This is a genomic window from Neobacillus cucumis (genome assembly GCF_016908975.1).
Classification (GTDB): Bacteria; Bacillota; Bacilli; order Bacillales; family Cytobacillaceae; genus Neobacillus; species Neobacillus cucumis.
Genome location: NZ_JAFBEX010000014.1, coordinates 14147 through 39533 on the forward strand (window position 1 = coordinate 14147; position 25387 = coordinate 39533).

At 41.7% G+C, this 25387-nt stretch carries 31 protein-coding genes and 1 pseudogene; 16 read left to right on the forward strand and 16 right to left on the reverse strand.

The genetic code is table 11. The annotated features are described in order from the left end of the window. Positions 1–9: 9 nt before the first annotated feature. Complete coding sequence (locus JOC76_RS18600; RefSeq protein ID WP_205180060.1) at positions 10–1275, reverse strand: MFS transporter; 1266 nt, start codon at positions 1273–1275, stop codon at positions 10–12. Positions 1276–1587: 312 nt separating this feature from the next. Between JOC76_RS18600 and JOC76_RS18605 the strand changes: the two genes are divergently transcribed. Together JOC76_RS18605 and JOC76_RS18610 are read left to right on the forward strand one after the other, a co-directional pair. Further along, entirely contained in the window at positions 1588–2094 is a 507-nt protein-coding gene (locus JOC76_RS18605) for an Lrp/AsnC family transcriptional regulator (protein ID WP_205180062.1), read from the forward strand. Beyond that, positions 2091–3308 carry an aminotransferase gene (locus JOC76_RS18610; protein WP_205180064.1) on the forward strand — a complete coding sequence of 406 codons (1218 nt, stop codon included), beginning with the start codon at positions 2091–2093 and terminating at the stop codon, positions 3306–3308. Before JOC76_RS18605 ends, JOC76_RS18610 begins: the two co-directional genes overlap by 4 nt. Positions 3309–3355: 47 nt before the next feature. On the opposite strand, the gene JOC76_RS18615 is transcribed toward JOC76_RS18610, so the two are convergent. Continuing rightward, a complete protein-coding gene (locus JOC76_RS18615; protein ID WP_205180066.1) occupies positions 3356–3832 on the reverse strand; it encodes a hypothetical protein in 477 nt (158 codons plus the stop codon). 292 nt (positions 3833–4124) lie between these two features. Further along, positions 4125–4580: a GNAT family N-acetyltransferase gene (locus JOC76_RS18620; protein WP_205180067.1), complete on the reverse strand. Its 456-nt coding sequence runs from the start codon at positions 4578–4580 to the stop codon at positions 4125–4127. 152 nt (positions 4581–4732) lie between these two features. Between JOC76_RS18620 and JOC76_RS18625 the strand changes: the two genes are divergently transcribed. Beyond that, entirely contained in the window at positions 4733–5434 is a 702-nt protein-coding gene (locus JOC76_RS18625) for a hypothetical protein (RefSeq protein WP_205180069.1), read from the forward strand. Positions 5435–5437: 3 nt separating this feature from the next. On the opposite strand, the gene galE is transcribed toward JOC76_RS18625, so the two are convergent. Next, positions 5438–6451, reverse strand: a complete 1014-nt coding sequence (galE, locus tag JOC76_RS18630) for a UDP-glucose 4-epimerase GalE (protein ID WP_205180071.1) — start codon at positions 6449–6451, stop codon at positions 5438–5440. A 148-nt stretch (positions 6452–6599) separates the two neighbouring features. Here galE and JOC76_RS18635 point away from each other — a divergent pair, with 148 nt between their 5' ends. From JOC76_RS18635 to JOC76_RS18645, 3 genes are all read left to right on the forward strand, one after another. After that, the gene (locus JOC76_RS18635; protein WP_205180072.1) at positions 6600–7070 is read left to right on the forward strand and encodes a hypothetical protein; all 471 of its coding nucleotides are present in this window, start codon (positions 6600–6602) and stop codon (positions 7068–7070) included. Then, positions 7070–7585, forward strand: a complete 516-nt coding sequence (locus JOC76_RS18640; protein WP_205180074.1) for a hypothetical protein — start codon at positions 7070–7072, stop codon at positions 7583–7585. Before JOC76_RS18635 ends, JOC76_RS18640 begins: the two co-directional genes overlap by 1 nt. Before the next feature lie 106 nt (positions 7586–7691). Continuing rightward, a complete protein-coding gene (locus JOC76_RS18645; protein WP_205180081.1) occupies positions 7692–8597 on the forward strand; it encodes a DMT family transporter in 906 nt (301 codons plus the stop codon). Positions 8598–8960: 363 nt separating this feature from the next. On the opposite strand, the gene JOC76_RS18650 is transcribed toward JOC76_RS18645, so the two are convergent. The 3 genes from JOC76_RS18650 to JOC76_RS18660 form a co-directional block, all read right to left on the reverse strand. Next, the gene (locus tag JOC76_RS18650) at positions 8961–10841 is read right to left on the reverse strand and encodes a sensor domain-containing protein (protein ID WP_205180083.1); all 1881 of its coding nucleotides are present in this window, start codon (positions 10839–10841) and stop codon (positions 8961–8963) included. A 192-nt stretch (positions 10842–11033) separates the two neighbouring features. Continuing rightward, positions 11034–11252 (reverse strand): spore germination protein, encoded by a 219-nt coding sequence (locus JOC76_RS18655; protein ID WP_205180085.1) that lies wholly within the window; start codon positions 11250–11252, stop codon positions 11034–11036. A gap of 144 nt (positions 11253–11396) precedes the next feature. Then, the gene (locus JOC76_RS18660; RefSeq protein WP_205180087.1) at positions 11397–11783 is read right to left on the reverse strand and encodes an FxsA family protein; all 387 of its coding nucleotides are present in this window, start codon (positions 11781–11783) and stop codon (positions 11397–11399) included. Positions 11784–11867: 84 nt separating this feature from the next. Between JOC76_RS18660 and hlpB the strand changes: the two genes are divergently transcribed. The 4 genes from hlpB (at position 11868) to JOC76_RS18680 (ending at position 13682) form a co-directional block, all read left to right on the forward strand. Beyond that, a complete protein-coding gene (hlpB, locus tag JOC76_RS18665) occupies positions 11868–12152 on the forward strand; it encodes an HNH nuclease-like protein HlpB (RefSeq protein ID WP_205180089.1) in 285 nt (94 codons plus the stop codon). A gap of 69 nt (positions 12153–12221) precedes the next feature. Continuing rightward, a complete protein-coding gene (locus JOC76_RS18670; RefSeq protein WP_205180091.1) occupies positions 12222–12701 on the forward strand; it encodes a glutathione peroxidase in 480 nt (159 codons plus the stop codon). A gap of 9 nt (positions 12702–12710) precedes the next feature. Continuing rightward, positions 12711–13145: a MarR family winged helix-turn-helix transcriptional regulator gene (locus tag JOC76_RS18675; protein ID WP_205180093.1), complete on the forward strand. Its 435-nt coding sequence runs from the start codon at positions 12711–12713 to the stop codon at positions 13143–13145. Between the two features lie 294 nt (positions 13146–13439). After that, positions 13440–13682 carry a hypothetical protein gene (locus tag JOC76_RS18680; protein WP_205180095.1) on the forward strand — a complete coding sequence of 81 codons (243 nt, stop codon included), beginning with the start codon at positions 13440–13442 and terminating at the stop codon, positions 13680–13682. Between the two features lie 405 nt (positions 13683–14087). Here the strand turns inward: JOC76_RS18680 and JOC76_RS18685 are convergent, their stop codons facing one another. Continuing rightward, a complete protein-coding gene (locus JOC76_RS18685) occupies positions 14088–14252 on the reverse strand; it encodes an aspartyl-phosphate phosphatase Spo0E family protein (protein ID WP_205180097.1) in 165 nt (54 codons plus the stop codon). Between the two features lie 253 nt (positions 14253–14505). Between JOC76_RS18685 and JOC76_RS18690 the strand changes: the two genes are divergently transcribed. Together JOC76_RS18690 and JOC76_RS18695 are read left to right on the forward strand one after the other, a co-directional pair. Then, positions 14506–14652 carry a hypothetical protein gene (locus JOC76_RS18690; RefSeq protein ID WP_205180105.1) on the forward strand — a complete coding sequence of 49 codons (147 nt, stop codon included), beginning with the start codon at positions 14506–14508 and terminating at the stop codon, positions 14650–14652. 158 nt (positions 14653–14810) lie between these two features. Then, positions 14811–15107 carry a c-type cytochrome gene (locus tag JOC76_RS18695; protein ID WP_205180107.1) on the forward strand — a complete coding sequence of 99 codons (297 nt, stop codon included), beginning with the start codon at positions 14811–14813 and terminating at the stop codon, positions 15105–15107. Positions 15108–15149: 42 nt separating this feature from the next. On the opposite strand, the gene JOC76_RS18700 is transcribed toward JOC76_RS18695, so the two are convergent. From JOC76_RS18700 to JOC76_RS18715, 4 genes and pseudogenes are all read right to left on the reverse strand, one after another. Beyond that, positions 15150–16481 (reverse strand): hypothetical protein, encoded by a 1332-nt coding sequence (locus JOC76_RS18700; protein ID WP_205180109.1) that lies wholly within the window; start codon positions 16479–16481, stop codon positions 15150–15152. A 111-nt stretch (positions 16482–16592) separates the two neighbouring features. Further along, positions 16593–17441 (reverse strand): putative bifunctional diguanylate cyclase/phosphodiesterase, encoded by an 849-nt coding sequence (locus tag JOC76_RS18705; protein ID WP_307784745.1) that lies wholly within the window; start codon positions 17439–17441, stop codon positions 16593–16595. Next, positions 17424–18350, reverse strand: a pseudogene (locus JOC76_RS18710) (diguanylate cyclase domain-containing protein); the annotation flags it as partial. The pseudogene JOC76_RS18710 and the gene JOC76_RS18705, both read right to left, overlap by 18 nt. Before the next feature lie 184 nt (positions 18351–18534). Next, complete coding sequence (locus JOC76_RS18715; RefSeq protein WP_205180126.1) at positions 18535–18984, reverse strand: DinB family protein; 450 nt, start codon at positions 18982–18984, stop codon at positions 18535–18537. A 421-nt stretch (positions 18985–19405) separates the two neighbouring features. Here JOC76_RS18715 and JOC76_RS18720 point away from each other — a divergent pair, with 421 nt between their 5' ends. Beyond that, positions 19406–19894, forward strand: a complete 489-nt coding sequence (locus JOC76_RS18720) for a sigma factor (RefSeq protein WP_205180127.1) — start codon at positions 19406–19408, stop codon at positions 19892–19894. A 606-nt stretch (positions 19895–20500) separates the two neighbouring features. On the opposite strand, the gene JOC76_RS18725 is transcribed toward JOC76_RS18720, so the two are convergent. After that, entirely contained in the window at positions 20501–22147 is a 1647-nt protein-coding gene (locus JOC76_RS18725) for a C39 family peptidase (protein ID WP_205180128.1), read from the reverse strand. Between the two features lie 257 nt (positions 22148–22404). Between JOC76_RS18725 and JOC76_RS18730 the strand changes: the two genes are divergently transcribed. From JOC76_RS18730 to JOC76_RS18740, 3 genes are all read left to right on the forward strand, one after another. Next, the gene (locus tag JOC76_RS18730) at positions 22405–22623 is read left to right on the forward strand and encodes a DUF1659 domain-containing protein (RefSeq protein WP_205180130.1); all 219 of its coding nucleotides are present in this window, start codon (positions 22405–22407) and stop codon (positions 22621–22623) included. A gap of 74 nt (positions 22624–22697) precedes the next feature. Further along, on the forward strand, positions 22698–22916 hold the full coding sequence (locus tag JOC76_RS18735; RefSeq protein ID WP_205180131.1) for a DUF2922 domain-containing protein: 219 nt from the start codon (positions 22698–22700) through the stop codon (positions 22914–22916). A gap of 414 nt (positions 22917–23330) precedes the next feature. Further along, a complete protein-coding gene (locus JOC76_RS18740) occupies positions 23331–23474 on the forward strand; it encodes a YvrJ family protein (RefSeq protein ID WP_205180132.1) in 144 nt (47 codons plus the stop codon). Positions 23475–23568: 94 nt separating this feature from the next. Here JOC76_RS18740 and JOC76_RS18745 read toward each other — a convergent pair whose 3' ends face one another. The 3 genes from JOC76_RS18745 to JOC76_RS18755 all read right to left on the reverse strand — a co-directional run bounded on the left by JOC76_RS18745 (position 23569) and on the right by JOC76_RS18755 (position 25357). After that, a complete protein-coding gene (locus JOC76_RS18745; protein WP_205180133.1) occupies positions 23569–24012 on the reverse strand; it encodes a hypothetical protein in 444 nt (147 codons plus the stop codon). Between the two features lie 125 nt (positions 24013–24137). Then, positions 24138–24767, reverse strand: a complete 630-nt coding sequence (locus tag JOC76_RS18750) for an FMN-dependent NADH-azoreductase (protein WP_205180134.1) — start codon at positions 24765–24767, stop codon at positions 24138–24140. 164 nt (positions 24768–24931) lie between these two features. Beyond that, positions 24932–25357 (reverse strand): OsmC family protein, encoded by a 426-nt coding sequence (locus JOC76_RS18755; protein ID WP_205180135.1) that lies wholly within the window; start codon positions 25355–25357, stop codon positions 24932–24934. Positions 25358–25387 lie beyond the last annotated feature (30 nt).

Consider the following 25387-nt stretch of genomic DNA (forward strand, 5'->3'; position numbering starts at 1 on the left):
CCTCTTTTTTTATGCTGGTAATTCACTTGGCTGTTCTGCCTCTTGATGCTTTTCTTTAATAAAGATTCCGCCAATGAGCCCCATTAACGAGAAAATAACGGGAATGAGAAACCCATAATGATAACCGATGCTTGCTGATGCTGTGTGAAAATGGTCTAATACTTTACCAAAAATACTTGGGAGGAGCACCGCACTTAAAAAGCCCCCCGTATTGGCAAAGCCCGAAACGACACCCACTTCCTTGATATCAAACGATTTCCGAACCACTGCAAAAGTTAAAGAACTAGAGCCATTCCCATACCCAATCAATAAGAAAATAATGACAAGCAGATAATAGGGCGGCTTGCCGGTATAAAATAACACCAACCAGCTAATAAACGCTATCACATGAACAATCACAAATGGTTTCTTAATGGAACCAAACCGGCTTGAGATCCAGCTTGTCAGCGGTGCCCCAACAAGAGCACCCACCAGACCAATCATCACCAGCTGACTGGACTGTGAACGTGTCATATCATAGACATGCATGCCATAAGGAACAGCCCAGGAGCCGATAAACCCAACGTAAGTACCCACTAGACCAAAGTGGCAGAAGAACGCGGCCCAGGCCTGACGGCTTGAAAAAATCCGCCGTAATACTACCATTGTTTTTTCACGAGGCGCCTTTTGCTTCATTTTCATAGCATCCGTCTTAAACAGCTGCTTGGACTTTTTTTCAAGAACGTAATAAAGCAATAGTGCACTTAATACTAAGATGATTCCAATAATAAAAAAGGGTGTACGCCAGCCTGTTACCGAAATCCACGCCGAAAAAGGTACGGTGGCGAGCAGAAATCCTGCGCTTCCGGCCATCCCTGCTATTCCGAGTAAACCAACAAACTCTTTGACCTTAAACCATTGACTTAAAATCAATACGAGATTCACCCAAATGGTGGCATCCCCCAGTCCTGCCAATAATCTTGCCACAAGAAGAAAATACTCATTTGGAGCAAGACTGTATATAAGCGTGCCAATCCCGTTGAGTAAAGTACCAATAATAAGGAAGAAATTGGGCCCAAACCGGTCGGACAAAATGCCAATTGGGATTTGAAAACCTGCATAGGCCAAAAACTGTATGCTTGTCAACAAACCAATCATCGACGCTGTCAAACTGAACTCTTTCATCAACTGGTCAGAAATTAACCCTGGTGCTGTCCGCTGACTAACAATTAAAAAATACGTAAACAACACCGAAGCAAAAACGACCCACCTAAACTTGCTTGTTTGTTTTTCCACCATTCTCTACTCCTGTAGCTAGAATTTATTTTCCTATTATACTCCTATTTTTCAATAAAATTTTACTAATTTTTCATGTGCGCGCTTCCATTTTAAAAAATAATGATATAGTCTTAGAAAATGAATTTGCTTTCAGAAAAATACAAAATTTTTTTCAACATTGCGTGACAGACACCACAAATAGGATTAAAATCATCATTAAGTGAGAAAAGCGGAGCGCTCTTGGACAAGGGCACAGGATGAAGACAAGTCCCTCGGCGCTTGAGCTAAACTATAAATAAAGTCCAAAGAAAGCAATAGGAGGATATCCACATGCAACTTAGCACTGAGGAAATTGAAATTTTAAAAATCATTGAAGAAAATCATAAATTACCTGTAGAATCGATCGCCTTAATGGCGATGTGCAGTGAAGAAACTGTTAAATCGACGATTGAAAAATTAGAGCAATCCCAAATCATTATCAGCTATCCAACTTTAATCGACTGGAGCAAAGTTGAAGGCCAGGAAAATGTCATCGCCATGATCGATGTCAAAGTGACGCCAAAACGCGGCGTCGGCTTTGATGAGGTAGCACAGCGAATTAGCAAATTCCCTGAGGTATCATCGCTTTACCTCATGTCAGGTGCTTACGACCTGTCCATTACGGTCGAAGGAAGATCGATGATCCAAATTTCTAAATTTGTATCGGAAAAATTATCGACGATTGAAAATGTCATCTCAACAACGACTCATTTCATGTTAAAAAAATACAAACATGATGGGGTTATTTTTGAAGAAGAAAATGATGATAAAGATCGCAGGATGGTGGTTACACCATGAGGCACGAGCATGCCCACTATCTATCCCAAACAGCCAAAGAACTACAGCCATCAGGGATTAGGAAATTTTTCGACCTCGCTGCCAGCATGGAGGGTGTTATATCACTAGGGGTTGGCGAACCAGATTTCACCACCCCATGGAGTATTCGTGAAGCAACCATTCTTTCTCTCGAACAAGGCTACACTTCTTATACTGCAAACGCGGGATTACTCGAATTACGAGAAGAAATTACGAACTATTTGAGTACAAGATTTGGCGTAGAGTACAGTCCAAAAAATCAAGTAATCGTCACGATTGGAGCAAGCCAGGGAATCGACCTCGCTTTCCGCGCGATTTTAAATCAAGGCGATGAAGTGTTGATTGTCGAGCCTGCCTTTGTCTCTTATGGCCCATTAGTAGCAATTGCCGGCGGGAAACCTGTTCCAGTTTCCACCTCTCCCGTGAACGGATTTAAAGTAACACCTGAACAAATCGAGGCGGCGATTACACCAAAAACAAAAGCGATTCTTTTGTGCTCGCCTAACAATCCGACCGGCAGTATGCTAACCAGGGAAGAGCTTGTCGAAATCGCCAACGTGATCAAGAAGCACGACTTACTGGTGGTCTCGGATGAGATTTATGCAGAGCTTTCTTATGACGAAGAGTTTTGCAGTGTGGCCGCGATGGAAGGTATGTATGAGCGGACCATTCTCATTAATGGTTTTTCCAAAGGCTTTGCGATGACCGGCTGGAGATTAGGCTTCCTAGCAGGACCAGTGGAATTTGTGGAAGTGATGTTAAAAATCCATCAGTATACAACGATGTGTGCCCCGCATATGCTTCAGCATGGCGCCATTGAGGCGCTTCGGAATACGTATGATGAAGTTATCTCGATGCGCAACAGCTATCGCCGGAGACGGAATTATATGGTGCAGACCCTGAACCAGATGGGTCTTGATTGCCATACGCCTGGAGGCGCCTTTTATGTATTCCCATCGATTCGCGCAACTGGCTTAAGCTCTGAACAGTTTGCCGAGGAACTGTTGATGCAGGAAAAAGTGGCGGTTGTACCGGGTCATGTGTTTGGTGAAAGCGGTGAGGGTTATATTCGCTGCAGTTACGCTGCTTCTATGACGCAGCTGCAGGAAGCAATGAAACGGATTCAGCGCTTTATTGAGTCAAAAGGCGTTTATACTGCCGCAAATGCACAAGCAAGTAAGGTTGAGGTAGAATAATATAAGATACATAAGAAATGACGTGTGGATAGGCACACGTCATTTTTTTATGTATAATTCTTATATTTTCCTTTTCTTAACGGTTCAACAATGAGGAATTGGTATATGTAATTAACAATAGCGACCGCCACACTTAACAGGAAAAGTTGCATGCGGCTCATTCTTCCCATTTTATATACTCTTAGCTTTTCTGCAATGGTGGTTAATGGGTAAGCAAATAAATAGTCAGAAAAAATATTCGTCAATAGATATAACCAAAATCGTTTGTACGTTAACTTGAAGATCCAAAAGTTCAGGATGGAAAATGGACCAAATACAAAGGATACATCGGTTGCTAATTTTGGAAAAATAGGATTTTTTACTTTCCACCATTTGAACTCCCGGGATAGCTCGCTTATTAAGGCAATCAGCAAGTCGCTGAAAATAATTGTTGGCAGGTACCGAATGAATGAAGACTTACCAAGCTTCGTGACAGATAACCAGGGTACTATTAACAATAAGTACATTTTCCACTTTTTTCTCATTATAATCCCCCTCATTATGGAATAATATCTGCTTTTTATACTCCATTCATGCGTATTTATTGTAATTTTAAAATGGAGGTTGGTTAGTTTCATAAGAAAAGCGTAAGGCGCTTAGCTTTCGGCGACAAGCACAAGACGAGCCGGCCGAAAGGTAGCTCTTTAACCTTTTGGACGGATTGGCTTGTGACCTCGAGCCGCTGGCGCCTGGAGCTGGACAATTCTCAAAGACGAAATTTATACTTTCCTATTTTAAAAAAACCCGCCCACTGTGACTGGGCGAGTTTCGCTTTTCTTATATTTCCAACGTCATAAAAACACTATTAGGATCCTCAATATAATCCCCAAACGGCTCACAATATTGGAAGCCAAAACGGGCATACAGGTTTCTGGCCGGTTCAAAAGCAGCCATGGATCCTGTTTCTAGACTTAAGCGCCGATAGCCGCGCAGCTTAGCCTCATCAATAATGTGCTGAAGCATCCGTTTGGCTACACCTTTTCTTAGGTGCTGCGACGAGGTGCGCATCGATTTAATCTCGCCATGCTGTTGATCCAGTTCTTTCAGCGCACCGCAACCAAGCAAATCCTGACCTTCCCAGACACTCCAGAAAGTAATTTCCGGCCGGCGTAGTTGTTCTAGATTTAAGGCATGAATGCTTTCAGGAGGTGAATTTAATGTCATACCGTGAAGGTGCTCTCTAATCAGTGCTGCTATTTCTGGACCGGTTAAATTATCTATTTTGATCTCCATAAAACACCTTCTTATGATTGAGCCTATTACTATGATATAAGCTTTTAATCTTTCTAGATGATGGCTTGTTCGGACAATATCTGGCTTTTTCAGTTGGGTCCTGTCCGAATTAACCTTGTATTCGGACAGCGTACACCCTTTTCCGGCGCTTCTTGTCCGAATTAACCTCGCATTCGGACAGCATACACCCTTTTCCGGCGCTTCCTGTCCGAATTAACCTCGCATTCGGACAGTATACACCCTTTTCCGGTGCTTCCTGTCCGAATCAAACCCTCATTCGGACAACATCGACCCCTTACAGAGCGATCCCTGTCCGAATCACTACCTCATTCGGACAACATCACCCTTTTCCGAGTGGTTCCTGTCCGAATCAAACCCTCATTCGGACAACATCGACCCCTTACAGAGCGATCCCTGTCCGAATCACTACCTCATTCGGACAACATCACCCTTTTCCGAGTGGTTCCTGTCCGAATCAAACCCTCATTCGGACAACATCGACCCCTTACAGAGCGATCCCTGTCCGAATCACTACCTCATTCGGACAACATCACCCTTTTCCGAGTGCTTCCTGTCCGAATCAAACCCTCATTCGGACAACATCGACCCCTTACAGAGCGATCCCTGTCCGAATCACTACCTCATTCGGACAACATCACCCTTTTCCGAGTGGTTCCTGTCCGAATCAAACCCTCATTCGGACAACATCGACCCCTTACAGAGCGCTTCCTGTCCGAATCATAACCTCATTCGGACAACATCCTCCCTTATCAGAGCTGTCCTGTCCGGAATCAACCTCCTATTCGGACTTCACCAAACACTCCGCCCCGATCATCCTGCCACAATCGAACTAACCCTTACTCTTCATACCCATTCGGGTTATTTTTCTGCCATCTCCAAGAATCCTCACACATTTCAGCAATTCCCCTCGAAGCAGTCCAGCCAAGCTCATTCTTTGCCTTCGCGGGATCCGCGTAACAAACCGCCACATCTCCAGGTCTGCGGTCGACAATCTTATAAGGAATCTCAACACCAGAAGCCTTTTCAAAAGCTGTCACAATCTCAAGCACACTATAACCCGTACCCGTGCCAAGATTGTAAGCCTCTACACCGGTACTAGGAAGAATTTTTTCAAGCGCCTTCAGATGACCAATGGCTAAATCAACCACATGGATATAATCGCGGACACCTGTTCCATCTACCGTCGGATAATCACTGCCAAACACTTGCAACTGCTTTAATTTGCCAACCGCCACCTGAGTAATGAACGGCATTAAGTTATTGGGAATTCCATTTGGATCCTCGCCAATCCGACCACTTTCGTGAGCGCCGATTGGGTTGAAATAACGTAATAATGCAATACTCCATTCGGAATCAGACACATATAAATCCCGTAAGATTTCTTCAACCATTAGTTTAGTCCGGCCGTAAGGATTCGTAGCGCCCAGTGGGAAATCCTCTTGAATAGGCACACGCTCCGGCATTCCGTAAACGGTCGCGGAAGAACTAAACACCAAATTCTTGACCCCAAATTGCTTCATCACTTCACAGAGAATCAGTGTACCGGTGATATTATTATGGTAATAGTGAAGCGGAATTGATACCGATTCACCCACCGCCTTCAATCCAGCAAAATGAATGACAGCCTCAATCTGATTTTCGGCAAAGACTTTCTCAAGACCTATCCGGTCAAGGAGGTCCACCTCATAAAAAGCAAAATCCTTCCCCGTAAGTTCTTTAACCCTTTTTAAAGACTCCGGTTTACTGTTTGAATAGTTATCGACAACGATAATATCGCGGCCGGCGTTTAATAGTTCAATACAGGTATGACTGCCGATATATCCGGCTCCACCCGTAACTAACACTGCCATATCATTTCTCTCCTTTGTAAAGGCTCTTAAAACCTTCTCTTCTATGTACAAACTTACTTTTTATATTACCAAAAATGTTGTCAAAAAAATACAAATGATTTTCATAAAATGGAACATAATAATTGAAAATGCCGGAAAGGGAGGAGCCATGGCTTTTACCATTTATTCCACCATCACCTTATTAGCCGTCATTTATTGCACGGTTAGACCCAAAATATTAAATTCACTCGAACTAACGATGATTTTCCTTCTTGTCATGTACCTGGACAGCAATATGATGGATCTAATCACGCTAAATATAAAAGGAATTATTTTATCGAAAAAGAGCCCAGACCTCTTTGCCTTTTACTTGACGTTTATCGTTTTATATCCGTTGATCATTTCCTGCAGTTTAGACTCTATACGGAAAATTCAAGTTAAGTTAGGAAAAGTCCTTATGATCTTGTTAGCCGTTTTTTCCATTGTTGGACTAGAACAGGGATTAAGATATTTTAAGGTGCTCATTTATCAAAACTGGAACTGGTCGTTTGATATTATACAATGGCTATGTATTTACCTGATTACCTACTTCCTTCATTCTCTTTTTCGAAATTTAGTTCTGAAGGAGTTGAATCACTAATGTTATTACTACCTGAAAAATTTGACGAAAACGAGTGGTTTATTGTGATTTCTCTTATTCTGACTTATTGGCTGATGCTAAAACTTCCTAAGAGATTTCCTTTAACCATTACCTTACTGATCCTTTTTTTCGGAATGTCCTATGTTCAAGTAACCGACCATATTATAGGCGGTTCAAGCTTTAATATGTATGATATCAACGATACTGGTAAATTTGAGTGGTTTGATTTGATTGGCTGGTTCATTTACCCGCCTTTTGGGTATTTTTTTATTTATTATTTTGATAAGTGGTCTATTCGCGGTTTGAAGATATTTTGGTATATTCTCGGCTGGTCTGTTATCGCCATGCTAGTGGAATGGATCAGTCTGAAATTTCATATGTTCACCTATTATAGCTGGAAACTCTCTTACTCTTACCCCATTTATCTTATAACCTTATCCATTTATCTTTTGTCTTTCCTATATATAAAAAGTACTTTTAAAAAGTTAAAAAAGATACAGAAGCCGGTTAACTGAAAATCCGGCTTGTATTTAGTTATTTCTGGAAAGTCATTGAGACATGAAAAAATCACGAGTATAATAGATAGATGTTTGAGATTTGTTATGTTCATAGGAGGACGAGATGAAACAGGAAGGTTCAAGATCGTTTGCCCTGCCGCTGACGATTTCCATTATTGCGATATCGTTTTCGGCTATTTTTGTGAAGTGGTCTGACGCACCAGCTTCGATATTAAGTATGTATCGGATGTGGTTTGCTTGCATCCTGATGCTGCCAATTGTTTGGAAAAAGCGTCATGAATTTAAAAAAATTGAGAAAAAGGATTGGTATTTTCTATTCTTTTCCGGCCTCTTTTTGGCGTTCCACTTTGTTCTTTGGTTTGGTTCACTAAAGCTGACAACTGTAGCAAGTTCGACGATTATACTAGCATTGCAGCCAATTGTTTCATTGGTAGGAGGCTTCTTTTTATATAAAGAGCGGACGTCCATTCCTGCCTTGCTGACAATGGGCATTGCGATTATCGGGGCCATGATGATTGGCTGGGGAGACTTCGGCTTAAGTAAAGGTGCCATGATGGGGGATATCCTCTCCTTTTTTAGTGTTATTTCGGTCGTTGGTTATCTGTTAATTGGTCAGTCAACCGTTAAAAAAGTATCCCATTGGCTTTATAGCTTTTGTGTGTTTTTCTCAGCGGCAGTGGTGCTAACCATCTATAATCTGACAGCGGGGGTTGCAGTGACTGGGTATCCAGCAAAAGAGTGGGGCATCTTTCTTTTACTCGCAGCGGTACCAACGGTTAGCCATGTTATCAATAACTGGTTATTAAACTATGTCAATGCGACAACCATATCGATGAGTATTTTAGGAGAACCTGTCGGGGCTACCATCTTAGCGTTCTTCTTGCTGGATGAAAAACTAGCGGGCTGGCAGATTGTCGGTGGTCTGCTTGTGCTGGCTGGGGTCTTTTTCTTTTTGACACAAAAGCAAAAGCCGATTCCGGAAGTGCTGAAAGAAGAATCCTATAATTAAGACCTTTAGAATGAAAATTCTAGAGGTCTTTCTTAGGCTCTGTTATTATTCATGGTTGATTTTCGTGTAGGTATGAGATTCATAGACGGAGAATTTCCGGCTAATGTATATAGCGGGAGCTTAAGCAGCAGATTTAAGCGGAGATATTCCGATTAACTGCTCTAAATAAGACAAAATCCGAAGATTTGGATATTATAGACGGAAAAACTCCCCTTATTTTTAAGGAAATAGAGGTATTTCCCAATTTAAACGGAATTTTTCCGTTTATTTTGCAGGTCTAGTGAAATCGTTCCAAAATCAACAATATCCCTTTAACACAGCCTAAATAAAAGAAGACCGATAGGGTTCTACTCTATCGGTCTTCTATGGTAAATATACTTGATGGTTACCTGAGGGGATGTCATCTCCAAACCAGTACGGTTCCTGCATGATTCCATACTCCCCCACAAACTGCTCCATCCTCGTCCACATTTGAACGAATTCCTCTGCAAAAACAGGTTTACTAAAGAAATAGCCTTGCCCTTCATCACAATGATGCTCCTGTAAGAAAACTAATTGCTCCTCTGTTTCAATCCCTTCTGCAACCACTTTTAACTGAAGATGATGGGTCATCGAAATGATTGTTTTGACAATCGTGTCCCCATTATTATTATTAAGCAGTCCTCTCACAAAGGATTGATCAATCTTTAAGGTATCAACCGGAAACTCTTTTAAATAATTCAAGGAACTGAAACCTGTTCCGAAGTCATCAATGCTGATAAGAACACCCAGCCTCTTCAATTCGTGAAGAGTGGAAATCGTATGTTCAATATCCATCGTCATACTTTCCGTAATCTCAAGTTCTAAAAATTTTGGTGCCAAGCCGGTTTCGTTCAGTACTCTTTCAACAATGGAAACGATACTCACATTCGAAAACTGACGGGCGGATAAATTAACAGAGACGACGATTGGTGGGAATCCACGCTCCTGCCAAAGTTTATTCTGTGAACACGCTTGCCTTAGGACCCACTCCCCGATTGGATTAATGAGACCTGATTCTTCTGCAATCGAAATAAATTTGGTTGGTGAGACCATGCCCCATTTCGCATGATTCCAGCGAATCAAGGCTTCGACACCCACTATATTTCCTGTTTTCAGATCCACCCTAGGCTGATAATGCAGAAACAATTCATTCCTTTTAATAGCCTTATGAAGCTCCATTTCCATCGTCAATGGGTTGAAATCTCCCTCATGCTGAATACAAGAATAAAAGCGGTATGTTTTTTTCCCCGCCTTTTTAGCCTGGTACATCGCAAAATCTGCGTGCTTGATTAGTAATTCAACCGTTTCTCCATCCTCAGGTGATAAACTGATACCGATGCTTGGAGAAGTAAATACTTCTGTCGTATTTAATTTAAACGGTATGGATAATGCATCAAGGATGACATTCGCTGCAGTATCTGCTCTTTTACGGTCAGCATCCTTCAAGATCACAATAAATTCGTCTCCGCCTTGCCTAAAAATCAAATCCTTATCCGATAACGACGCTTTTAACGTTTCTGCTACTTTCTTTAAAAGCTGGTCGCCCATGGAATGGCCCAATGTATCATTGACAATCTTGAAACGATCAAGATCAATAAACAATACGGCTATGTTCTCCATTGCAATCGTCCCGCTAGTTAAAAAAGACTCTAACATGTTTCGGTTCGGGAGCCCGGTCAAATAATCATGATAGGCCAAATGCTGAATCATTTCTTGACTCTTAATTTGCTCTGTAATGTCTTTTGCCACGCCATAAACACCGACCGTTTGTCCATCAATAATGATTGGGATAAGAGTCGTATGCAAATGAATGATTTCTCCATTTTTATGCTTCAGACGGAATTTGTTTTGCTGGCTTCCCCCGTCCTTAATGGTTTGATGGAAAATTCGGACGGTCTCTTCCAAATCCTCGTTCAAGATTATCTCCGAAAAATTCTTGCCACTAAGTTCTTCCGGGCTATAACCGGATAAGGCTTCGCAAACAGGATTTGCACTCGTAAATCGACCTTTTAAATCCAGCGAATAAACCGCATCAAAATGGTAATCAAACAGGGATTTATACCGCTGTTCACTCATTTTGATTTGCTCTTGAAGTCTTTTATTTATCTGCTCACTCTCATTTAATTCTTGTTCTATTTGAATCCCCTTGGTTACAACCCTGGCAACTCTAACTACTATGATTAAAAAAAGAATGATTAATATGAATACAATGATGTTGGCCAAGAAAATTCCTCCAAAAAAGAATACATATATTTTATAATTCGTTTTCTAAAATAGTAAAACTTAGGCAGGAAAATAGAATGATACTTAAAGTAAATATAGCAACAAATAGGACAATTCTCACTGCTAAATTATTTCCATGGTGTTACAAACAGGGAAAAAGACCGCCATTTTATGACAGCCTTTTCCATTATGTTATGCATCTTGAACGATTGGCTGATCAATAACATCGCAATCAGTAGCATTGGTTGCGCTAGGACCATTTACGTTTAAAATATTAACGCCAGTATTAGAAGAACCTGAACCGAATGCGTTTTTTGAAGCGCTTTTTGGTGAAACAAATAGTGCTCCTCCAAATTGGACAACCCCGCCGCTCACCGTATCAATTTTAACAGGGAAAGGATTAAGGGACATAGTTGAACATCCTTTACAATTGGATTTCCTAGTTCAATGTATGCTAGGCTGCCATGGTGTGTGTTTGCTGAAAAAGGATAATGTAGGGCAATTTTGAAAAAAGTCGTAGCCTGTCTGTGTGATAGGATTACAACCTTTTTTGCTTTATTTAATAATTTTTCGATTCCCTCTGTTGATCCTCTTTTTGAATAAATACATAATGAGAACCTTAAATAGCTTCCGCGTCGGTGGAAAAAGCATGAGAAAACCAATAATATCGGTAACAAACCCTGGTGTTAATAAAAAGGTCCCGCCTATCAAAATACAAATTCCGTCTAACAAGGCATCACCCGGAAGCTGACCGCGGCTTAACTGCTCTTGGACCCTTCGAATCGTTTGTAGCCCCTCCCTTTTCGCTAAATAAGCGCCAAGGACCCCGGTTGAAATAATAAGTAGCAAAGTTGGCCAAAAACCGATCGATTTCCCAAATAAGATTAATAATCCAATATCTGCTGCCGGTATCAATATGATTAACAAAAATAAATAACGCATAGCATTCTCCTTTCACGCCAAACTCCGAATCCTAAAAACACTTCTTGTCCATAATAGTACCAAAATATTGGGAGGGAAAAAACAATGGGGATTTGTGAGCTATGCGGTCGGCAAGAGGTGGAGACAACGGTCCATCACCTGCTTCCAAAAGAAATGGGCGGAACATTCGGGGCAACCGCGAACCTTTGCATCCCCTGTCACAAGCAAATTCACGCCCTCTACACCAATGAAGAAATCGCTGCTAGGCTTACCACTTTAACTGAACTAAGAGTAGATGCTAAGCTTGCCAGTTTTATTAAATGGATTCGCAAACAGCCTTCCACAAAGATTATGAAAATAAAAAAGTCGAAAGAACGGAGACGAAAATAATTGATTTACAATATTTAATCGTGTACGATTAAAACGTCTACGATATATATTTTTTCAAGGAGGAATACCATGACAACGGTTTATGATTTTACTGTTAAAATGCCTAACGGGGATATGAAATCATTGAAGGAATACGAAGGGAAACCATTAGTTATTGTGAATACAGCAAGCAAATGTGGCTTTACCCCGCAATTTAAAGGACTTCAGGAATTATATAAAAAATATCAAGATGAAGGACTCGTGGTGCTCGGCTTCCCATGCGACCAGTTTAACAACCAAGAATTTGCTGATATCGATGAAACGACTCAATTTTGCCAAGTAAACTATGGGGTAACCTTCCCGATGTTTGCCAAAATTGATGTCAACGGAGAAAACGCCGATCCATTATTTACTTTTTTAAAGGAACAGCAAAAAGGACTTCTCTTAAAAAATATTAAATGGAATTTCACTAAGTTTCTGGTCGACGCAAATGGTCAGGTTCTGGAACGCTATGCCCCAACTGTGGACCCTCTTAAAATGGAACAGGATATTAAGAAATTATTTTCATAAGGTGATCACTTGAAAGACTTCTTTACATTAAAAAATCAATTATGCTTCGCCATTTATGAAACAGCCAGTGAATTTACGAAACTGTATACCACCGTTCTTCAGCCATTCGGGTTAACCTATCCGCAGTACTTAGTCCTATTAGCATTATGGGAAAAGGATGGCGTAACGGTTAAAGAGTTAGGTGATAGATTAAATCTCGGAACCGGAACGTTGACCCCGATGATTGCAAGAATGGAAGGAAACGGTTGGCTCCATAAGGAACGTTCCTCGGAGGATGAGAGAAAGGTTTTTATTTTTTTAGAAGAGAAAGCCTATGAACAAAAGCCCTCGATTATCCAGCAAGTCGGTGAGAGAATCGAAACCTGTAAGATTGAGCTACACGAGTATGAACAGCTCATGGAGCAATTACATCGATTACGTGATAAGCTGCGGAAACCAAATTAGAAGCAGCGAGCTAAGAAAAGCGCAAGCGCCTTGGTCAGCCCCGACAAGCATAAGACGCACCCAAAAAGAAGGCGCTTTTTGCCTTCATTTTGGGAGTGGCTGTAGACCATCAAGGGGCTAGGCGCTGGAGCTAGACAATTCTCAAAATCGAAATTTATGCTTTCTTATCATTTGAAACAAGACTTTGAACCCTTGATTAAACCTCTCTCGCCCATTCACTGGACATCTATCATGCATACATTAGTGGTGTAAGAAGCGATTCTTGCCCTACCTTAAAAATAGAAGAGGAGATATATGCGCATGTTTGGAGGATACGGCGGATATCATGATGGATATCATGGTGGATATCACGGCGGATTTTATGGTGGCTACCCTGGAGGATATTATCACCATCATCATGGATATTGGGGTTACCCTGGATACGGATATGGAGGCTTCGGTTCACCATTTGTTGGCGGTTACCCCGACGGGCTAACGGCAGGAGCTTTAACAGGGTGCTGTCCTTCCCCATATTATGGCGGCTACCCTCACTATTAAAAGAAAAGCGCAAGGCGCTCAGCTTTCGGCGACAAGCACAAGACGAGCCGGCCGAAAGGTTGTTCTTTAACCTTTTGGACGGATTGATCTAAATGTGGAGGCGACTGTTCTGGGACTCTAGGCTAAGACGAACCCTGTAAGAAGGCGTTCTTTGCCTTCTTCAGGGGATGGCTTATGCCTTGAGTCCCAAGGAGCCGCAACTGGATAAGCTTGTGATGTGACCTCGAGCCGATGGCGCCTAGAGCTGGACCATTCTCAAAGTTGGAATTCATACTTTCTAATACTAAAAAAAGGCCGGCTAGCACATCCCATTGCGAGCCGACCTTTTTTACTTGTACCGAATTTTACGATTAAACGTTATATATCATCTATGTTGTTGGGAAAATATTATTTTTTCTGTTCACATCATGCTGTTAATTCTTCTATTAAGCCCATTTGCAGGTTGATTAATCTATCAAGTCTTTCACTCAATTTTACCGTCTCAGCAGAGGTAAAACCTTTTGAAAGCCCTACAGTTATCATTTTTAATCGTAGATTTTCAATTTGCATAAATAAATCTTCATTTGTCATGTGCGATAACCCCTTATATTAAAACTCCCTGTGTAAATAAGTTTACTAGTTGAAAGCGAATACAAGAAACTAGTTTCTATCATCAAATATCGACACTGTTCATATTAAATATGTTGATATTTGAAAAATGGTGCCTGACACCATTTTTCACTATAGGACTATGTTAATAGTTTTATTAGATTTTCGTCATATTTTAGCAAATGATGGAATATAGTTACTATCACTCGAGAATTGAGAAAAGGGTGGTATGGGGATGAGTCAAGAAACTGTCGTTTATAATGGTAAGCTTTATTTTGTTATTTATAAATATCTTTCTGGTTATTGGGAAATCCGGCAGAAGGACAGTCAATTTAATGTACAGTTGGTGCATGAATCTGAGGTTCAACTGATTGATGCCTAGTGCTAGTTGCCATATTGGCTAACGATCTCTTCTATGGGTCGCTCGCACACATGTAATTGTACGAAAACTTTCAAGTTTTCAGCCCTGTTTCCATCTTTATACACTTTATAATCGTGTTAGGAAGTGTTTTGTCTAACTTTGGTTATGGAGGATTATATATGAAGAAATGGGCAGTTGCAGGGCTATCGCTTTTATTGTTAGCGGGCTGTTCATCTAATACAGCTGACAAGAAGGAAGCTTTGGATGGAGAGACGCTTTATGGAAATAAGTGTTCAGCCTGTCATGGAGGTAATTTAAAAGGTGCGGTTGGACCATCTCTTTTAAATATCAGCAGTAAATACTCAGAAGATAAGTTATTTAAGGTGATTTCGGAAGGTACTGATAAGATGCCAGGACATCTTTTATCAGCCGCGGAATCGCGAGTGGTTGCCAAATGGCTGTTAGAGAAAAAATAAGGATGATGGCTTGGAACAGCTCCAAGCCATTTTCTATTGTTTTTATCCGATAAAAGAAATAATGGCGATTCCAATCAGCGCTAGGATGGATAAATACAGTCCATTGGCACGAAGACCCGTTTGAACTCCAGATAGGCCGGCAAAACGGCTTACCATCAAATTCAAACCGGAGAAAGGACTGAGAGCAGTGGAAATCGACCAAGTAAGCAGGAGCAGTAATCCTAAACTAACATTGCTCACCCCTAACTCCGCAGGATTTAATTGCATGGCCAATGCCCCAACAGCCGCAATTTGATGGATTCCTATATAGGTGACACATAAAACAAGCATCATCACCGCAAGGGCGAACAGGATAAAGGATTGGTGCGCCAGCAGGCTAAGGAACCTGCTCACTCCATTAGCAGCGCTAGTCCCCTTCATCGCAAAGGCCAACATGCCTGCGCTCATAAACAGCATAATTTCATTGTTCAGCATTGGAACGGTTCGATCGCGGAAGTCCATTAATGGAGAAACCATCCGCTTCCAATCATTTGTCACAGTCCCGTACAAGGCAGGAACAAGAATAGACATCAAACAAACAATCACAATCATCGACCAATGGGTATAATTCTCCACCACTAAACAGGACCCCATTAGCAGGAAAACAAATAAGACCAGCTTCATTAGCTGCTTTTGATGCTGTTTTTCAAGTGGAGCGGCCGGTGTTAATGGCTCTATCAACGGATGGCGTTTTTCCCAAAGAGCAAACAACAGGTTCCCAACTACTAATGATAATAATGACAAACCCATTCCGAACAAAATATACTTTTTAAAAGAGATATTTAAGTAGTGCAGCACGAGTGAAACAGACGCAAAATACGGTGACCAAAGAATCGCTGTGGAAAACCCGACTAGGTAACTTTTGGCCGACATGGCCGAAGGCAGCTTAATTTCTTCCAAAAACTCATTTAAGATTCGAACCGAACCCAAATTTAAGACCGGGGCTAATAAAAACAGCGTTCCCGTAATGCCAGCGTATAATTTTTTCGGCTGGTGCTTTAGATTTCGCAATAGGACCTCAATAGCGTGAAAGAAGCCGCTGAGCCGTAAAGGGATCGATAGAAGCGGTGCGAGTGCCAACAAGCAAATCAATGGCAGAATTAAGAAAATGCCATCACTAATCCCTTGGACCCCCGTTCCCTTTTGCCATTCGATGATAATGCCAGCCGTCATCATGATGATGCCGAGCCAGCGTGGAAATCGATTAGCTTTAAAGGCACTGCCTAAGAAAGCCACTAACGACAAGCCGACAACAATGAATTCAAGCCACTTAACCTCTACAAAATATTGGACTAAAAATAAAGCACACATTCCCAAAATTAGATAACTTCGCATAGTTGCTTTTCTCTCCCCGCCTTGATTGCCTAGATAGATTCATAGTCAAGGTTTATCGTAATCCCATAATATAGGGAATACAAGATTTTTTTCAAAAAAGTGGAAGCATATTTATTGTAAAACAAAGCTCTGCCTTGAAAAATGCTCGACCAAATCGTTGGAAATGGGTTTACTAAAATAATAACCTTGCATTTTATCGCATCCGATACTAGATAAATAATGATATTGTTCACGTTCCTCGACCCCTTCTGCGACCACATTCATGCCAAGGTTCTTCCCCATCGCCACCAGCGAGCGGCAAACTGATTTTTGATTAGCATTGTGGGTAAGGTTCTGGATAAACGACTTATCAATCTTGATCGTATTAAACGGATACTGAACCAGATAACTGATTGACGAATAACCGATGCCAAAATCATCTAAGATAATATCAACTCCATATTCCTGCAACTCTCTCATCGTTGATAAGGTTTTCTCCACATTCGTCATCGCGGTGCGTTCAGTGATTTCTATTTTTAGAAAATCAGCAGGCAGGCTGTACTGATTTAATGCCCGTTTAATTGTCTCAATAAAATGATCTTGATGGATTTGCCTTGCAGGTACATTGATTGAAATATAAAACGGCGGCAACCCCTGCTCCATCCAGCACTGACGCTGCCTACAGACGGTAAATAACACCCAATCGCTCAAGTTTAAAATCAGTTCCGACTCCTCCGCAATTTGAATAAATTCCCCTGGTGAAATATGCCCCAACATGGGGTGCTTCCAGCGAAGCAGTGCCTCCAAACCAATAATCTGCTGTGTTTGGACATCGATAATCGGCTGATATTCCAGATACAATTCTTGATTTTCAATCGCTCTGTGAAGATATTGTTCCAATAGCATCTTTCGCGATAGGCTTTTCGACATGCCATTTTGATATTGCTGAATCCCTGATTTCGTTTCTTTTGCGAGATACATCGCCTGATCCGCCCTCATCATGAGAACATCTGCTTCATGGCCATGGTCTGGAAAAATACTGGTCCCAATGCTGACGCTGAGCCGGTATTCACGATTAAGTATTTTAATCGGCTTCGCCATGACCCGATTCACTTGGACCGTGATACCCTCAATCGCATGAATATGGGGTAAATTTTTTAATAAAACAACGAACTCGTCTCCGCCCTGGCGCGAGATTACCGCATCGGAGTGTAAATTTTCTTTTAACCTTCTGGCCATCATTTGGATAAATTTATCACCCATCTTGTGGCCTAGTTAATCATTAATATCTTTAAAACGGTCGATATCAATAAATAAAATTCCCACAAAACGCTTGTGTTTCGCCGCCTCAATCAGTGCATTTTGGAGTTCCTTTTCTAATTTCCGCCGGTTCGGTAATCCTGTTAAGGCGTCGTGAAAGGACAGGTAGTTGAGTTCTTCTTCGGTCTTTTTTCGGTGGTCAATATCCATGACAACACGGTCATAGCGTACCGAAACATAGGCTTTAGCAGTTCTCTCGTAAACGGCAGTGACATAATCCGAAACCCATTTGCAGTCTCCATACGGTGTACGAATTCGGTACTCCAGCTTGGCTGATTGACCATATTGGATGGAAAGCAGCTGCTCTAGGACGTTTTCTTTATCATTTGGATGCAGGATATCCTCCCACAAGGATGCATTCTTCATAAACTCATCGTGATCATACCCCAAAATGGTTTTACAGGATGAGGAGATCTGCAGTGTTCTCCTTGTACTGGCATCTACGGACCATAAACATATATTCATTTTATTAAATAGCTGTTCCCAATGAGCGGAGATACATGGCGGCTGAAAAGACGGGGCGGAATTCATATACGGATTTAAATCGGAGTTTTTGCCTTGATCTTTCATAGAGGGCTCCCTTCAGCAGAGGATAAACTGACGATATTATCATAGCAAAATATGGGAATGGATTCAGTTTCAAAAGTCACAGCAAGAGTCTTTTTTTGATAGAATCATGGTCCTTTTTGAAATAGATTTGCATGATGTTCTATTGGACAAAAACCATTATATTGTCCAATAGAAGTCTCACTTCTTATCTGACAAACGTAATAAAATCAACATTTACAGGCTCATGACCAACTTGGCGCAGCAGCCGGTTAATCTGACCTCGATGATACTGTCCATGAAGTGCCACATGCGTGAGAATATCCCTGACGGAAGTGGAAAACTCTTGGCCAGTACTATTTTTATAGACGATTCGTTCCTCCAAATCCTCCTTAGACACCCCTGCAAAAAGTCTGGCAACATGTTGTTTATTTTTTTCAACAAGCTTCGAGCACTCTTCTATCGTAAGTTCTGTCCAGATGGCTAGTGGATTACTGTCTTGTCCTTTGATCCGCTGAAACCAAACCTCTTCCGCAAGCAAGATGTGGGAGAATTGTAGCTTGGCCTGATTTGCCTGGTCTTCTTTCGATTTCAAAGCTTCTAAAATACGTTGATTCGCCCAATCCAAATGGTGAAACATCTTCATAATGGTTTCCAATTCCGCACCCCCTCCTAGCCATTATACAGACCATAGCTTAGTTCATTCCATCTTTAATTGAAAATTTTACCAATTGAATTTAGAATTCTTCAAGATTAGGACGGAATTCTACAAAAAGAGAAGCGAATTCTACACAACTAGCAGGCATTTCTACAAGAGCCTAATAGAATTATACAAAACCAGGAATAATTTGGTGATATCAATAAAACTCTGCAGCTCCAAACAACAAATCCTGCAAAATTTCGTTCATCTTTCAATAATCCCCTCCAATTTTTTTATTTTAAAAGAAAAATCATCCTTTTCAACTCTTTTTCCCCGTCAAATTCAAAAAAGTGCAATTCGCTGTAATTCGCGTTTCTCGTTATGGTAGAGCTACCTAGGAAAAATTAGAGACGCGCGCGGGTCCCGAAAGGATCTAGCAATGGTTAGCTTTGAGGAGTTAGTCGTCCAATATACACCTATGATTCACCGAATCTTGAAATCTTTATCAATTTACCGCAATCGGGAAGAATTCTATCAAACAGCGTTAATTGGGCTTTGGGAAGCACAAAAGGGATTTGATGCGGGAAAAGGAACCTTCACCAATTATGCCTATAGCTATATTAAGGGGAAGCTATTACTAGAGTTGACCAGGTGCAGCCGGTATGAGGCTGGCAATGTGTATCCGAAAGAGGAATATTGGGGGTTGATCGAAGGAAGCTGCTCGCCTCTCCCGCTGGGGATGGAGCAAGTGCTAGCGTATTGTCATGGTTTAACGGAAAAAGAAAAAAAGTGGGTAACCTCGACTTTCTTAGAGGATTTATCCATAAAGGAGATTGCCTTACGTGAAAAAGTATCCATTTCTGCCGTAAAGCAGTGGAAAGGGAGTGCGCTTAAAAAATTACGAGCTGGACTTGAGCTTAAGCCATGAATATGATTTAGTAAATGGGGCAATGATGAATATTTCAAACGAAAGGAAAATATTATAGATAGGGTGTTATAATCCTAAATTCCCTACTAAGATGGGGGCTGTTTCCTTTGTATAGGAATAGGAATAAGAATGTTAATTTAATTATTTTTTTACTTTGTTGCTTGCTTATTTTCTTTATTGTTCATGTGATTATCAATGTTAGAGTTTATTTTGTATATAGTACAGGGCTGGGGTCTCTTTTGTTCATTGGACTAATCATTGGTCTAATTGTTTTACTTTATTTTAAAGGTTGAATAATGGTTGTTTCGCTAAAAAACAGAGGCTGATTCGCTTTAGAATCAACCTCTTTCTTTTTAATTGGCTGTGTTAAACATGGATGTTGATTTCCGCTCCAGGCGTCAAGCTACCCGCGGGCGTGCCGGGGAGCCTCCTCGTCGCTGATGCGCCTTTGGGGTCTCCCCTGCCCCGTACTCCCGCAGGACATTGAAATTACTTCTTCGAATCTGCCCATGCACGAAGAAAATGCGACAGCATTTTCGAGGAGTCGAGCGCCTTCCGCTCCATTCAACATCGTTCCAGAATATCAATAACTTTTAACATAGCCTTTTAATTTGAGATGGTTACAACTCTTCCCGGCAATGTTGTAATTCTGCCGGTTTTTCCTATTTCCCTAACTGTTATCGTATGTTTGCCATTGCTAAACCCTTTTGTATTCAGCACATAATGATAGCCGGCATTGCCATTATGAAATTCTGGATAGACTTTTTGAACATCTGGTCGTAAATCGCCGTAAACCGCCTGGCCAACAACCCTTCCATCCACCAGCACATCAATCCTCGCAACGCTATTTTCATCTAAAAACCAGCCTGATACCGTTTTGCTGCCACTAATCGTACTATTTACTGCGGGCTGATCGAGACTCCCTCTGACATTGGAAATCACAAACGATTTATTTGGCAATGACGAGACAAGACCCTTTTTGCTCGTTTCTCTAACGGTAATCGTATGAGTTCCGTCTGCTAGTTTCGTAGTATCAAGGGTATAGTGGTAGCCAGCATTGGCATTGTTGTAGGACGGATGGGCATTTTTGACATCCGGTCTTGAATCGCCGTAAACGGCTTGCCCGACCACTTTTCCATCTACCAATACTTCTACTTTGGAGACGCCGTTTGGATCCAAATACCAGCCTTTTACATTATACTGTCCCTTTGTTTTCTCGTTTACTGCCGGAGTATCTAACATACCTTTTGCATTCGATACGTTGACAGCCTTACCAGGCAGTGTACTAGTCCAGCCGTTTTTGCCTGTTTCCTTTACTGTTATTGTATGGTTTCCATTACTCAACTTCTTCGTGTCCAACGCATAATGGAAGCCGGCATTACCATTGTTGTAGGATGGATACGCTCTTTGAACATCTGGTCGGGAATCGCCATAAGCGGCCTGGCCGACGACTTTTCCGTCAACTAATACTTCAATCTTGGACACTTTACTCTCATCTAAAAACCAACCTGATAGATTATAGGTTTCATTAATGGTTGCATTTGCAACCGGTTTATCAAGAACACCTCTGATAGATCCATATGTAATCGCCTGTCTGCCAAATTGCTCCCAGCCATTAATAAATGATGTTCGCGATACCTTGCGATTTTTTATATTAGCAAGTGGGTCATTGAAGTAGACATAGTTTTGGTCATAACCGGTAAGCAGGACGCTATGCTCATGAAATGTCATTCGCAGCGGACCGATTGGCGTTTGGATCGTTTGCCACTGACCGCTTGGTACGGTTGCGAAGGTACTTGTGGTAATCACCCAAACCGGTTTTCCTTGGTCTAATTGCTTCAAAATGACATCAAACGAGTTACCTGTTAAATCGATTGAATTGGTATATCGGTTAGCTAACTGATAGACAGGACCATGATAGACAGAATAACCGATGGAACGACCGGTAATATCCCCGACAAATCCAGTATTGGGGTTCCCCCAGTAGATGGTACCTCCGGATACACGATAGGGGGTCGGATCTTTTTTCACTTGGCTAGCCAGCGTCATTTTCGTAACATTCACACCTTTGTATCGAAGCAGCATGGATAGACTCGTAACCTCGCAGCCATTCTTTAATTCTGGTAATTGCGAGATAAGCGGGACATTCAGTGGTGTCTGGGCATAAGAGGTTGACGGCAATAGGAAACTGACGGAACTGATGACGCCTAGGGCAAATGCTGATGAAATAATCTTCGTTTTCAAACGATTCAACCTACCATCTCCTTATCACACAATTTTCCATCTAGTAAACCATTACATTATTAACATTTGCTTAACATGAGCAGATGCGTCGTTATGACTATTATTCTAGCAGAAATTGGAAGGGTTTGAAAGAGGTTACAGGCAGTGAGAAATCCCCATCCCATCGACAAAATGCGATGCAAAACAACTTCTTTAAAAATTTTTCCCACCACCTGTCCTTTTTGCCTATGAAACTATATATATAAGGCGAAAGGAGGTGATAGACAATGGCTCAAGCCTTACTAGCAGGAACGAAACTTCGATTGTTATTCGATGCTGGCATCGATAACGAAGGAAACCCGATCCTAAAATCCAAAACATTCAACAACATCAAGAAGGAAGCAACCGTGGACCAGCTATTCCAAGCAGCCCAAGCGATCTCTGCTCTATGCAATGACTCCCTAAGCCGAGTAGAACGCACCGACAACTCCGAAATCATCGGATAACGTGGTGTCAGCATCGTTAATGTGGTGCCTGTCACCATTAACAACACTAGGACAGGGAAAAGGAGGTGATTTGAATGGCTAAGACGTTGGAATTGCAGTTTGGTACGGAGTTTGGGAAGACGGCTCGCATCTCGGTTGAGAATCCAAAGGAGCCGGTTGATGAGAATGTGGTGAAACTTTCGATGGCACAGATTATTGCCGCAGATGTTTTCACTACTGCTGGCGGTAAACTTGTCGCTTCAAAAGGAGCTAGAGTAATCAACCGTGACGTGACAGATTATGAGCTTGCATAATTAGAAAAGCGGAAGCGCCTTGGTCAGCCCCGATATAGGGAGATTTATCGATGGCAAACAAAGCGTAGCCAGAGATTAGTCTCCCTTAATGCGAACAGAAAACGATAGTTTTCTGTAGCCAAGCTCAAGACAAGCCGGTCGAAAGGTTGCCTTTTAACCTTTTGGACGGATTGACCTAAATGTGGAGGCGACTGCCCTGGGACTCTAGACTAAGACGCACCCTGTAAGAAGGCGCTTTTTGCCTTCTTTAGGGGGTGGCTAAAGTCTAGAGTCCCAAGGAGCCGCAACTGGATATGCTTGTGACCTCGAGGGGCTAGGCGCTGTAACTGGACAATAATAGGAGGCCGGATTCTTAGTGGAACCGGCCTTTTCTTTCATTCTATTACAGATCAAAACCGAAAGGAGGAACCTGTCGTGGAACAAATCATTCCCCTCATTAGTGAAGTAGGCTTCCCAATCGTCGTATCACTCTATTTGCTATATCGCATCGAGTCCAAACTAGATTTAGTGGTACAGTCCATCCAAAGTCTGCCCGACCGGATGAGGGAACGGGCCTAAAAAAGAGAAAGCCATCCCGTGCAACTCTGGAACCAGAGTCAATACAGGGTGGCTTCCTATTCAATTCCTAGGTTTGGACCTGACTCCAAAGATGTTATTCCTCTTCCCCTCCCTCGCTTGCCTCAGTTCCCTCACTCTCTTCCTCCGTCTCCTCCACTTCCTGTATCTTCTGAATCTCCTCCGTTAATTGTTCGAATGCATGGAGCCGAAATTTCGCACTGGCAATTAGGTCATCAATAATCTGCACAAACGTATCATACTCCACCCTATTTTCACTGCACTGCTTAATCAGCCGCAAAAAATCATCCTCATATAAATGGTATCTTTCCTTAAATACATCCGAATCCATTGTCAAAAAATACTCTTCGTCAACCACAAATTCATTAAATATCTTCTTCGTTAACCGGCTTTTCGTGACCTCTATTTCCTTCTGGTCCTTTTCGTCTTTATAATGCTCGGCATCCTCATACTCCGAGCATAACGTGGCATAGATTTTTTCAAGCAGCTCAGTCGGTTCTAAATATTTTAAATCAGCCAAAAGGAAAAACCTCCGCAACCTCTTTTTCTAAAATTATTTCCATTTACAACAAAAAACCTACCTCATAACACTAAGGTAGGTTTAAAGCACATATTTCATATATTTATGAACAAATCTCTGATAAATTAAGCTTTAACCGCTGAAAAACGTTTTGCTACTGCAGCCACTTTTGCTAGACCTTCAGCAATAATCGTTTCCGCTTGATCTTGTGCCGCATTGTGCCCCTCGATGATGACTTCATCAACGATTTCCATACCGAATAAGCCGCCGACCATATTTTTAATATAAGTAGCTGCCATTTCCATTGGAGCTGCTTCAGGTGTTGAGTAAATACCACCACGTGCAGATAGGATAACAGCCTTTTTATCAGACATCAAACCAACTACGCCAGCTTCAGTGTATTTGAAAGTAAAACCTGCTCCAGCTACATAATCGATGAATGTATGCAATTTAGCTGGGACTGTTAAATTCCATAATGGGAAGGCAAAAACTACTACGTCCGCTGCTGTTAGAGCATCCATCGCTTTTTGTTTAGCTGCCACAAGACGCTGTTCAAGATCTGTTAACTCTTCACCAGCTTGTAATTTACCAAATGCATTGAAAAGGTCTTGGCCAAAGTATGGCATGTCTTCTGCAAATACATCGTAAGTTGTTACGTTAACACCTTCAAGATTCTCCATGAAAGTCTCATACATTTTGCTTGATACCGCTTCTGAAGCAGGACGGTTGTTTGCTTTTACTACTAATATATTCATAATTCAAAAATCTCCTTTTTAGTTATCTCAGTTGATAATATCTCGGATTAAGAATATATGAAAATAGCATAAAAGGCAAACCAAATGCTCAAAGAATCACGGGGACGGTTCTGCTGCTTCGGAAGCAGCAGAACCGTCCCCGTGATTTTAGTCATTTTGAAATCTTAAATCGCCTTTTCTCCTTTTATCCCGTTAATGGAGTAGCTGACAGTCATTTCTGCATTTAATGAATGGGAAACGGAGCAGTATTTATCTTTAGAGAGTTGAATCGCCCGGATGACTTTGTCTTCAGGCAGTTCTCCATCTAAGGCAAAGTGAATGTTGATGTTGGTAAAACGCTTCGGGTGTTCCTCCGCCCGTTCACCGTCTACATCGATTTGAAACGAAGTGGGCTCGAGCCGCATTTTTTGCAAAATCGAAATAATATCCATCGCTGTACAGCCGGCTGCTGCCTGCAGGAGCAGCTCGGTCGGCCTTGCCCCCGTATTCTCGCCGCCTACTTCCGGTGCCGCATCCATTTTGATTTCATGGCCAGAAGGAGTTGTTCCTGCAAAAGCCATTTTTCCGTTCCATTTAATTGTTAAGTCCATTGTCATCCCCCTTTCTATAGGTTTATTCTT

Excerpts from the sequence above, each read along its gene's own strand:
- JOC76_RS18680 (WP_205180095.1), top strand. The coding sequence starts at position 13,440 with ATGCGCATGTTTGGAGGATACGGCGGATATCATGATGGATATCATGGT.
- hlpB (WP_205180089.1), top strand. The coding sequence starts at position 11,868 with ATGGGGATTTGTGAGCTATGCGGTCGGCAAGAGGTGGAGACAACGGTC.
- JOC76_RS18610 (WP_205180064.1), top strand. The coding sequence starts at position 2,091 with ATGAGGCACGAGCATGCCCACTATCTATCCCAAACAGCCAAAGAACTA.
- JOC76_RS18690 (WP_205180105.1), top strand. The coding sequence starts at position 14,506 with ATGAGTCAAGAAACTGTCGTTTATAATGGTAAGCTTTATTTTGTTATT.
- galE (WP_205180071.1), bottom strand. The coding sequence starts at position 6,451 with ATGGCAGTGTTAGTTACGGGTGGAGCCGGATATATCGGCAGTCATACC.
- JOC76_RS18635 (WP_205180072.1), top strand. The coding sequence starts at position 6,600 with ATGGCTTTTACCATTTATTCCACCATCACCTTATTAGCCGTCATTTAT.
- JOC76_RS18735 (WP_205180131.1), top strand. The coding sequence starts at position 22,698 with ATGGCTAAGACGTTGGAATTGCAGTTTGGTACGGAGTTTGGGAAGACG.
- JOC76_RS18660 (WP_205180087.1), bottom strand. The coding sequence starts at position 11,783 with ATGCGTTATTTATTTTTGTTAATCATATTGATACCGGCAGCAGATATT.
- JOC76_RS18755 (WP_205180135.1), bottom strand. The coding sequence starts at position 25,357 with ATGGACTTAACAATTAAATGGAACGGAAAAATGGCTTTTGCAGGAACA.
- JOC76_RS18605 (WP_205180062.1), top strand. The coding sequence starts at position 1,588 with ATGCAACTTAGCACTGAGGAAATTGAAATTTTAAAAATCATTGAAGAA.
- JOC76_RS18670 (WP_205180091.1), top strand. The coding sequence starts at position 12,222 with ATGACAACGGTTTATGATTTTACTGTTAAAATGCCTAACGGGGATATG.
- JOC76_RS18615 (WP_205180066.1), bottom strand. The coding sequence starts at position 3,832 with ATGAGAAAAAAGTGGAAAATGTACTTATTGTTAATAGTACCCTGGTTA.
- JOC76_RS18685 (WP_205180097.1), bottom strand. The coding sequence starts at position 14,252 with ATGACAAATGAAGATTTATTTATGCAAATTGAAAATCTACGATTAAAA.
- JOC76_RS18620 (WP_205180067.1), bottom strand. The coding sequence starts at position 4,580 with ATGGAGATCAAAATAGATAATTTAACCGGTCCAGAAATAGCAGCACTG.
- JOC76_RS18645 (WP_205180081.1), top strand. The coding sequence starts at position 7,692 with ATGAAACAGGAAGGTTCAAGATCGTTTGCCCTGCCGCTGACGATTTCC.
- JOC76_RS18705 (WP_307784745.1), bottom strand. The coding sequence starts at position 17,441 with ATGTATCTCGCAAAAGAAACGAAATCAGGGATTCAGCAATATCAAAAT.
- JOC76_RS18640 (WP_205180074.1), top strand. The coding sequence starts at position 7,070 with ATGTTATTACTACCTGAAAAATTTGACGAAAACGAGTGGTTTATTGTG.
- JOC76_RS18655 (WP_205180085.1), bottom strand. The coding sequence starts at position 11,252 with ATGTCCCTTAATCCTTTCCCTGTTAAAATTGATACGGTGAGCGGCGGG.
- JOC76_RS18730 (WP_205180130.1), top strand. The coding sequence starts at position 22,405 with ATGGCTCAAGCCTTACTAGCAGGAACGAAACTTCGATTGTTATTCGAT.
- JOC76_RS18700 (WP_205180109.1), bottom strand. The coding sequence starts at position 16,481 with ATGCGAAGTTATCTAATTTTGGGAATGTGTGCTTTATTTTTAGTCCAA.
- JOC76_RS18720 (WP_205180127.1), top strand. The coding sequence starts at position 19,406 with ATGGTTAGCTTTGAGGAGTTAGTCGTCCAATATACACCTATGATTCAC.
- JOC76_RS18750 (WP_205180134.1), bottom strand. The coding sequence starts at position 24,767 with ATGAATATATTAGTAGTAAAAGCAAACAACCGTCCTGCTTCAGAAGCG.
- JOC76_RS18695 (WP_205180107.1), top strand. The coding sequence starts at position 14,811 with ATGAAGAAATGGGCAGTTGCAGGGCTATCGCTTTTATTGTTAGCGGGC.